Below are 9165 nucleotides of genomic sequence, written 5' to 3'. Positions count from 1 at the left end.
CCGCGAATAGCAACAAACGCGGTCGACAAAAGCAATGAGGTATGGTCTTCTCATTGGCGTTTTTCATGACCTTGAGTGAAGGAGTTATAGAGCATGTCTGATAGCGAGGATCGGCTGGGTGTTGATGCGGGGAAACCTGCGGCTCCGGTAGTGAACTGGGATGATACCCAGATGAAAACGTCGTACGCCAACGTCGTGAACGCTTCCAGTACCCGTGAGGAGGTCGCGCTTTTCTTTGGTACCAACCTCACTTGGAATCCTGGTGAGCGGCGGGAGTTCAACGTGCGCCTCAATGACCGGGTGGTGCTCAGCCCCTTTGCCGCCAAGCGCTTATGGATCCTGCTCGGAGCAATTCTGCGCGAGTACGAGTCGCGGTTTGGGCAGCTGGGCATCGACGCCGGAGCGGACACAGCTGGAGCCGAGAGCACGCAGCGCAAGCCCACTGGACAGAACTCGGGCGGCACCGCGGCGAGTAGCCCAGGTCCGACCAGTTCCTGAGTTTTGCTAAGGGTGTAATCGAGGGGAGAAGTCATGGCCGCCAGTGGTGACAGTTCGGCGGCAAACACCGGTAACGCACGCCCCTCCGAAGGTGCGCGCGTTTCGATTTTCGACCAGGCGCTTTGGAAACAGTTCGGCGAAGCTTCGGGAACCGATGAATTTGTCAGCGCTTGGCTGGCACTGCAATGTCGTCTCATTGGCGGCGTCGTTCGCGGAGTGGTGGTACTCGGCGAGTCCGAAAACGGACCTTATTCCCCCGCCGCCACGTGGCCCGATGCGAGGGCGCCCGGCAAGGAACTCGCGGAGATAGCCGAACTGGCGCTCGCAGAACGTCGTGGAGTGGTTCAGGGTCTCCGCGACGAGCCGGGGCTGCCCGGTCCCGATGCAAACTGCCGCGTTGCCTATCCCTTTCTCGTTGATGACCTGCTTCTCGGCGTGGTGGCGCTGGAATTGGAAGACGTCACCCGCAGCGACGTCCGCTCGGTCATGCGCCAGCTGCAGTGGGGGGCCGGCTGGCTTGAAGTGATGATGCGGCGCGAGGAGTCGCGCAGCAAGGAGGCGGCGGGAAAGCGCACGGCGATGGCTTTCGACCTGGTGGCCAGCGCACTGGAGCATGAGCGTTTCACGGCGGCATGCGTCACCCTGGTAGGAGAGCTTGCGACACAGCTTGACTGCGATCAGGTGAGCCTCGGCTTTCGGCAACGCCGGCACGTCGTGGTTGCCGCTCTTTCCGATGCAGCCTTGTTCGGCAAGCGCATGAATTTGGTGCGCGACCTCGGTGCAGCGATGGACGAAGCGGTCGATCAGGGCTCGGTTCTCCTGTATCCGCAACGACCCGACTGGGAGTACCGGGTCGTTCGTTCCCATGCCGAACTGGCCAGTCGACATGGCGCCGGGACGATCCTGACGATTCCTCTCCATTCGGCAGGCCGGTTCTGCGGCGCGGTATCGTTCGAACGCGGCGCCGACCGCCCGTTCACTGACGATGAGATCGAGCTGTGCGATTGCATCGCGACCGCCCTGGGGCCGATTCTCGAGGAGAAGAGGCGCAACGACCGGCTGATCCTGTGGAAGCTACTGGAGTCGGTGCGCTTGCAGTTGGTGCGGCTTTTCGGACCCCGCCATGTCGGCCGCAAGATCGCCACCGCTGCGGCGCTCGGATTAATCGCGTTCTTCTCGTTCGCTACCGGCGAGTACAACCTGAGCGCACCGGCCAAACTGGAGGGCAAGACACAGCGCACGCTGGTTGCGCCGTTCGACGGCTATCTGGCGGCCGAATACGCCCGGCCGGGTGCGATTGTCAGCCAGGGCGACCTTCTGGTGAGCCTCGACAATCGCGACCTGATGCTGGAGCGCTTGCGCTGGAGCGCCCGGCGCCAGGAGAGCCTGACGACCTTCGACCGCGCGCATGCCCGCGGCGAACGTGCCGAGGCCAGGATCGTTGAAAGTCAGATCGCCGAAGCCGATGCCCAGATCGACCTACTCGGCAGCCAGTTGGAGCGCAGCCAGGTCATGGCGCCATTCGACGGAATCGTGATTTCGGGCGATCTGAGCCAGCGCGTAGGCACGGCGGTAGCGCGGGGCGATTCCCTGTTTGTGCTGGCGCCCCTCGATTCTTACCGCGTCGTGCTCGAGGTTGACGAGCGCGACATCAGCGACGTGCAGCCGGGGCAATCAGGCCGTCTCGTCCTCGCTTCGCTGCCGGAGGACGTCTTTCCCTATGTGGTTGAACGCACAACTCCGATCGCTGAGGCGAGGGAAGGCCGCAACGCATATCGGGTAGAAGCGCACCTCAATGCCGTCGATCCCAGGCTCAAGCCTGGCATGGGCGGCGTGGGAAAGATTTATGTCGAGGACCGTTTGCTGATCCTCGTGTGGACCGCCCGCCTGGTCGACTGGATGCGGCTCACCGTCTGGAAGTGGCTGCCCTGAGGTCTGGCCGTGGATAGTTCATTGCACAGCAGTTCCTGGTATCGCGTCGCTGACCTTCGCGTCCGACTGCGAAGCCACATCCGCATCTATCGCCAACACTTCCGGGGCGAACTCTGGTACGTGTTGCAGGATCGAGCTTCAGGCCGTTTCCACCGCTTTACTCCGGCCGCCTACCTCGTCATTTCCATGATGGACGGTAAACGCACCGTCGGTGAGATCTGGAACATGGCGTGCGACATTCTCGGCGACGATGCTCTGACCCAGGATGGTACTATCCGCCTGATTGCCCAGCTTCATCAGGCCGACGTGCTGCATACCGATTCCTCTGCCGATATTGATGAGATCTCTCAGCGCATAGCCAAGCAGAAGCGGCGAAAGCTGGTGATGAGTTTCGCTAATCCGATGGCAATCCGCCTGCCGGTGCTCGATCCCGACGAGTTCCTGCGTGCCACGCTACCACTCGTGAAGCCGCTTCTCTCCTGGTTCGGGGGCGTGCTCATCACAACCCTCATAGTGGCGGCGCTGGTACTGGCGGCGATGCACTGGTCCGACCTCACAGAGAACATCGCCGGCCGAGTTCTCGTGATGGAGAACCTGCTTTTGCTGTTCATCACCTATCCCTTCATGAAGGCCCTGCACGAACTTGGTCACGGCTACGCCGTGAAGAAGTGGGGCGGGGAAGTGCATGAAATGGGCATAATGTTTCTGGTGTTCATGCCGGTGCCCTATGTGGACGCCTCTGCCTCGGCCGGTTTTCAGAACAAGTGGCGGCGCGCCTTGGTTGGAGCGGCCGGGATCATAGTGGAATTGCTCCTCGCGGCCATCGCGCTATTCGTCTGGCTCAGCATCGAGGACGGTTTCGTGCGCGCGCTGGCGTTCAACGTCATGCTGATCGGCGGCGTTTCGACCCTGCTGTTCAACGGCAACCCGCTCTTGCGCTTCGACGGCTATTACGTGCTCTCCGATTTGATCGAGATCCCCAATCTCGGCAATCGGTCCAACAAATACATCGGCTATCTGGTCCAGCGCTACGCCTTCGGCGTTCCTGACCCCACCAATCCGGCCACTGCGCCCGGTGAACCTGCATGGTTCGTAACCTACGGCATCGCAGCGTTCTGCTACCGAATGTTTATCGCCAGCGTGATCATAATGTTCGTCGCCGGCCAGTTCTTCATCATCGGCGTGCTGCTGGCCATCTGGGCGGGCATAATGATGTTGGGGCTGCCGCTCGCCAAGTCGATCTGGTTTTTGCTCACCAGCCCCGTGCTGCGGCGACGGCGCGGCTTCGCGATGAGTGTCGTTTCGCTCAGCGCCGCTGCCGTGGCGGGGGTTCTGTTCTGGGTGCCGCTTCCACATTCCACATTGGTCGAAGGTGTGGTGTGGTCGCCGGGCGAGGCCATGTTGAGAAGCAATGTCGACGGATCGGTGGCTGAGATCCTGCACCCGCCGAATGCTCATGTTGCGAAAGGTGAGCCCCTGATGCGCCTTGAAGATCCCTACATGGATGCCCAGGTCCGCGCCCTCGACGCCAGGGCGGCGGGCGTCAGGCAACGTTACGAGATGGCTCGCGTGAACGACCCGGCGGAAGCAAACATCCTCGCCCAGCATCTGGAATTCGCGGAGGCCGACCTTGAGCACTATCGCCAGCGCCAGTCGGACCTCATCATCCGAAGCCCCGCTGAAGGTCAGTTCGTCCTTTCCGTGCCCTCAGACTTGGTGGGGCGGTTCCTGCGGAAAGGAGAGCTTCTCGGCTATGTCATCAATTTTGACTCCCCGGTGGTGCGGGTAATCGTACCGGAAGCCTCTGCGGATCTGGTGCGCCAACGCGCAAACAGCGTCGAAGCGCGCTTTGCCGACGACACCACCAAGGTTGTGCCGATGGTGGTGGTACGCGAGTTTCCGGCGCTGGCCGAGGAACTGCCGAGCGTCGCCCTGAGCACCATCGGCGGCGGCTCCATCCATATCGATCCTTCTGACCGCGAGCAGATCAGGGCGCTCGGCACCTTGATGCAACTCGAGCTCGCCTTCGACGATCCGATCTCGGTGCAGGCTATGGGCGGGCGCATTCATGTGCGCTTCCAGCACGGCAACGAAGCCGTGGCAAAGCGGCTCTATCGGTCGCTCAGACAGCTCTTTCTTCGGCATTTCAATGTCTAGTCAAACACTGGTCGCCGCCGCCACCTTCGGTCGGTCGCCACAACCTATCATCTATCCGATCCGGGCCGATCGCCCGGCAGCGTGGCGAGAGCGTGTCGAAACAGCGCTCACCGGCGCACCAGTGCGGGGATTGTCGTTGTGGATGCGCCGGCGCTTTGCTCGCATGGCAGGGCGTATAGAGGTGCGCTCGCAGGTGCTCGCACAGATGAGCGATCCCGCCCTGAGAGCAGAGGCCGACGCGCTTCGCGAGGCGATGACACTTCATGGCTTCAAGGATCAACTGGTTGTAAGATCCTTTGCCCTGATCCGGGAGGTGGCTCGACGTACGATCGGTCTCAGTCACTATCATACTCAGCTGATGGGCGGCTTGGCCCTGCTCAGGGGCATGGTAGCCGAAATGGATACGGGCGAAGGAAAGACCCTGACTGCGACCCTCGCATCGGGAACTGCAGCTCTGGCGGGATGCCGGGTGCATATCATCACGGTGAATGACTATCTCGCCACGCGCGATGCCAAGGATATGGAACCGATCTATCACTGGCTCGGGTTAAGTGTAGGCATTGTTGTGGCCGGTACCGGCCCCGAGCAGCGCCGGCAGGCATATGCAAGCGAGATCACCTATTGCTGCAACAAGGAGGTCGCGTTCGATTATCTCCGGGATCGCCTTGTGCTGGGCAAGGTGCCCGGAAACCTCCACCTAAAGCTTGAGCGCCTTAGCGGAAGCGACAGCCGCTGCAACCGACTCATCATGCGCGGCCTGCCGTTCGCCATCGTCGACGAGGTCGACAGCGTTTTGGTCGACGAGGCGCGCACCCCCCTCATCATATCGGGCGAGACGCAGCCTGAGGACGAGCGGCGTTGGGCCGAGGAGGCGATGGGACTGGCCGCCTCACTGGAGGGGCCAGCCTACTATCGGATGCTGAGCGAGGATCGTCAGGTGGAACTCACCAAGGCCGGGCGGAGAAAACTGAGCCAGCTGGTCCAGGCCCTCGACGAAAATTGGCACAGCCGCATCTGGCGCGAAGAATCCGTACGCCAGGCGCTCAGCGCCATTCACCTGTTCCAGCGCGACGAGCATTACCTGGTGCGCGATGGAAAAATACAGATTATCGACGAATACACCGGCCGCATCATGCCTGACCGCACTTGGAGTGGCGGCTTGCACCAGCTCATTGAGGCTAAGGAAGGATGCGAGATCACCGGCCGCAAGGTGACACTTGCCCGCACCTCCTATCAAAAATTCTTCCGGCGTTATAATCGGCTGGCGGGGATGACAGGCACAGCCCGCGAAGTCGTCGCAGAGCTATGGGACGTCTACCGTCTGCCCGTGGTGACCATTCCGACGTTCCGGCCGTCTCGGAGGCGCGGCGGCCGGGCCCGAATGTGCTCCACTCTGGAGGCGAAGTGGGACGCCATTGCCGAGCGCATCCGCAGTCTGCAGGCTTCCGGACGGCCGGTCTTGGTCGGGACACGGTCGGTCGCGGCTTCGGAGGTGCTGAGCCAGCGGTTGCAGACCTTTGGCATCCCGCACGTGGTTCTCAGCGCCGCGCAAGACCGCGAAGAGGCCGCTGTCATCGCGCGCGCCGGTGAGCCGAACGCCGTTACGGTCGCGACCAACATGGCCGGACGTGGCGTCGACATCCGGCTGGCAGATGGCGTGGCCAAACGGGGCGGCTTGCACGTGATCCTGACTGAACGCCATGATGCCGGGCGCATCGACCGGCAGCTTGCCGGGCGCTGCGGGCGTCAGGGCGATCCCGGCAGCTACGAGTTCATCCTGTCGCTGGAGGACCCTTTGCTGGAGGTGATGAGTGCCCCGCTCCGGCAGCTCATGGCGGCGTTCCCCGGCCCGATACGACATACGCTTGCGCCGCTAGCGTTTGCCATCGCGCAACGCGGCGCGGAGCGGGCGCACTCGCGGGCGCGGCGAGAGTTGCTGCGATCCGATCAGCAGCTTGGCATGGTTCTGGCATTTACGGGGGAAAGCGAGTGAACGTGGTTTGGCCTTCTGCACGATTTCTCATGATGTTCGGCACATCGCTTGTGATTGGTGCGGTAGCCGCATCGCCTTCGGCGGCCCAAGCCGCCGACTCCTACAACTGCGTTGCGCGGCCCAGGGCGGTGGTGGAGCTCGGCAGTTCCGATCAGGGCATCATCACTGCACTCAAGGTCGATCGTGGCGATGTCGTCGAGGAGGGCATGGTCGTCGCCCAACTCGATTCAGAGCTTCAGGCGCTGAATGCCGATCTTGCCAGGCTCAGAGCAGAAAGCGATGTCGAAATCCGCTCCGCCGAGGCTCGCATTGTATTCCGAGCGGCCGAAATGCAGCGCGCACGGACCCTCTTCGATCGGGAGGTCGTTTCGACGACGGCACTCGAAGAAGCCGAAATCGAAGGGCACCTTGCTGATCTGGCGCTGGAGACCTCTCGTCTGCAGCAGCAGATCGCCGAGGTCGAATTCGCACAAGCCCGCGTGCTCCACGACCGGCGCTCAGTTCAAAGCCCTGTTGCGGGTGTCGTGGTCGAACTGATGGCGGCGGCCGGGGAATACTATTACGAACAAAGGCACCTCATGCGGATCGCCCAGATCGATCCGCTGCATGTCGAGACCTATCTGCCGGTTTCGGAGTACGGCGAGATCAAGGTCGGCAGCCTTGCCCTGGTCACGATGGATGAGCCGATCGGAGGCACCTACACTGCAACCGTGACCGTCGTCGATCGGGTTTTCGATCCTGAGAGCCGCACCTTCGGCGTGCGACTGGAATTGCCCAATTCTGACTTTGCTTTGCCGGCGGGGATGATTTGTACCGTGCGCTTTCTCTACGAGGATACCGCCGAGATCGATGAGGCGGAGATCGACTCGGAGATCGATATGGACCTTGAAACCGGCCAATAAGTCGTTGAGAAGGCCTCTTCCGTTCCTTCTTCAGCCGGATGCCATCCTCGACCAAAGTGGAATCGACGCACAGCAAATGTTGGCCAAGAATGTTCGCGATGCGTGTCGCGCACCGCGCTGAGCGCCGCCTCGGGCCAGGCTTCAGTTTCGGCTTGGGCGTTCGCCGCGTCTTCGCCGGATCGGTCGTCTCAGCCCGCCGCCGGTCGGAAGCCTCGGCGTCGATGGAGCCGTCGGGGAACAACACCAGCCGCTCGGCTGTCTTCGCCTTCTGGATCGCGCCGCGCGAGAGGCCGGCATGCGCAGCGTACTGGCGCTCGCTCATGCCCTTCATCGCCGACCTCTATTATCATTCCGATTCATGTGCTTATCGAGTTGATAAGCCCGCCGTGTGGAGCGAACCTCCATTCACAAGGACGATTCAACTCACTCCGGAGACGCCTGACCACTGACGCTCCGCATTCCCGCCGCCGCGTCTCCCCGAGGGAGCGCGGCTCGGGGTGGTAGGAGGCACGCATCCCGCGGGCCCCGACCACGGAGACCAGTCATGACCCAGATCCAGCTTTCCGACACCCAAGCCGTCATTCTGTCCGCCGCCTGCGCACGCGAGGACGGGATGGTGTTCCCCGTCACCGCCGGTCTCAAGGGCGGTGCCGTCGGCAACGTCTGCAAGAGCCTGCTGAAGCGCGGGCTCATCGAGGAGATCGCCGCCACCGATCTCAACACCGTCTGGCGGCACGACGAGGAACGCGGGCCCATCACACTGCGCGCCACGCCGCTCGCCTACAGCACCCTCGGGATCGGCGATGCACCGAAAGCCGCCGCCCCCACCGAGCCCGCACCGGAACCCATTCGCCGCCGCATCGGCACCAAGCAGGAGGCGCTGATCGCGATGCTGCGCGCCGAGGGCGGCGCCACCATAGAGGAGATCGCGGCTGCCTTGGACTGGAGACCACACACGGTGAGGGGTGCCCTCGCCGGGGCGCTGAACAAGAAACTCGGGCTCGAGGTGACCTCGGAGAAGGTCGAGAACCGGGGGCGCGTGTACAAACTCCCCGCCGCCTGACACGCCCGATCCGACGAGTTCATGGCCGCCGCCCCGGGGCGGCGGCCATTCATTTGGCGCTCCGCATCCGGATGGCCTCGAACAGCCGCCGCAGGACGTAGGACCGCGCGATGCTCACCACTGTGAACACCGCGCCCATCTTCAGGTTCTGCGCCACCGTCGTGTGCAGGCCAAAGACCGGGAAGATCAGGATCTGGGTCACGACGGCGACGCCGTAGCCGACGATCACGTTGACGACGGACTCGGCCATCGACATGACGCGCGACTGCTTCATCCCGCTGCCTCATCCATCGGCCAGCAATTGAGCTGCAAGAGTTCGGACCGCATGCGGGCCTGATGCAGGAAGTGACGGTCGAGGGGACGAAAAGCTTTTTCGACACCCGGATGGACGATCACCCGCATTTCTACTGGGAAGACACCGCCGAACTGACCGACCCGCCGGCCGACCAGCTGGGAATCGCCCGCCTGCCGCGCGCCCCGCGCGAGGCCGAGGTGACGCGCGTCGACGTGGTGATCCGGCTGCGGCGCTGCGCCGGTTGATTCGCGCGCGGTACTTGTCGCGAATTTTTGCAACCGCCGCCTCCTGAACCTCGTCGCTCTTGCCGCCAGGGGTTGCAGTG

At 62.8% G+C, this 9165-nt stretch carries 7 protein-coding genes and 1 pseudogene; 7 read left to right on the top strand and 1 reads right to left on the bottom strand.

Annotated elements, in window-relative coordinates:
• Positions 1 to 93 precede the first annotated feature (93 nt).
• From IM708_RS12760 to IM708_RS12735, 6 genes are all read left to right on the top strand, one after another.
• Positions 94 to 498, top strand: a complete 405-nt coding sequence (locus tag IM708_RS12760) for a DUF3467 domain-containing protein (RefSeq protein WP_209426955.1) — start codon at positions 94 to 96, stop codon at positions 496 to 498.
• 33 nt (positions 499 to 531) lie between these two features.
• Positions 532 to 2430 (top strand): HlyD family efflux transporter periplasmic adaptor subunit, encoded by a 1899-nt coding sequence (locus IM708_RS12755; protein WP_209426954.1) that lies wholly within the window; start codon positions 532 to 534, stop codon positions 2428 to 2430.
• A gap of 21 nt (positions 2431 to 2451) precedes the next feature.
• A complete protein-coding gene (locus IM708_RS12750) occupies positions 2452 to 4587 on the top strand; it encodes a peptidase M50 (RefSeq protein ID WP_245243170.1) in 2136 nt (711 codons plus the stop codon).
• Entirely contained in the window at positions 4499 to 6580 is a 2082-nt protein-coding gene (locus tag IM708_RS12745) for a preprotein translocase subunit SecA (RefSeq protein WP_348524969.1), read from the top strand. Before IM708_RS12750 ends, IM708_RS12745 begins: the two co-directional genes overlap by 89 nt.
• 32 nt (positions 6581 to 6612) lie before the next feature.
• Complete coding sequence (locus IM708_RS12740) at positions 6613 to 7482, top strand: efflux RND transporter periplasmic adaptor subunit (RefSeq protein ID WP_209426952.1); 870 nt, start codon at positions 6613 to 6615, stop codon at positions 7480 to 7482.
• A 544-nt stretch (positions 7483 to 8026) separates the two neighbouring features.
• Entirely contained in the window at positions 8027 to 8545 is a 519-nt protein-coding gene (locus tag IM708_RS12735; RefSeq protein WP_209426951.1) for a DUF3489 domain-containing protein, read from the top strand.
• A gap of 49 nt (positions 8546 to 8594) precedes the next feature.
• Here IM708_RS12735 and IM708_RS12730 read toward each other — a convergent pair whose 3' ends face one another.
• Positions 8595 to 8819, bottom strand: a complete 225-nt coding sequence (locus IM708_RS12730; RefSeq protein WP_209426950.1) for a hypothetical protein — start codon at positions 8817 to 8819, stop codon at positions 8595 to 8597.
• A 53-nt stretch (positions 8820 to 8872) separates the two neighbouring features.
• Here IM708_RS12730 and IM708_RS12725 point away from each other — a divergent pair.
• Positions 8873 to 9085 (top strand): annotated as a pseudogene (locus IM708_RS12725) (transcriptional repressor); the annotation flags it as partial.
• Positions 9086 to 9165 lie beyond the last annotated feature (80 nt).

The sequence above is a fragment of the Pararhodobacter sp. SW119 genome (genome assembly GCF_017811755.1).
Lineage (GTDB): Bacteria > Pseudomonadota > Alphaproteobacteria > Rhodobacterales > Rhodobacteraceae > Pararhodobacter.
Note: the sequence above shows the minus strand (reverse complement) of the source record. Positions and strands in the feature narration are given on the sequence as shown.

Excerpts from the sequence above, each read along its gene's own strand:
- IM708_RS12755 (WP_209426954.1), top strand. The coding sequence starts at position 532 with ATGGCCGCCAGTGGTGACAGTTCGGCGGCAAACACCGGTAACGCACGC.
- IM708_RS12745 (WP_348524969.1), top strand. The coding sequence starts at position 4,499 with ATGTGCGCTTCCAGCACGGCAACGAAGCCGTGGCAAAGCGGCTCTATC.
- IM708_RS12740 (WP_209426952.1), top strand. The coding sequence starts at position 6,613 with ATGTTCGGCACATCGCTTGTGATTGGTGCGGTAGCCGCATCGCCTTCG.
- IM708_RS12730 (WP_209426950.1), bottom strand. The coding sequence starts at position 8,819 with ATGAAGCAGTCGCGCGTCATGTCGATGGCCGAGTCCGTCGTCAACGTG.
- IM708_RS12760 (WP_209426955.1), top strand. The coding sequence starts at position 94 with ATGTCTGATAGCGAGGATCGGCTGGGTGTTGATGCGGGGAAACCTGCG.
- IM708_RS12735 (WP_209426951.1), top strand. The coding sequence starts at position 8,027 with ATGACCCAGATCCAGCTTTCCGACACCCAAGCCGTCATTCTGTCCGCC.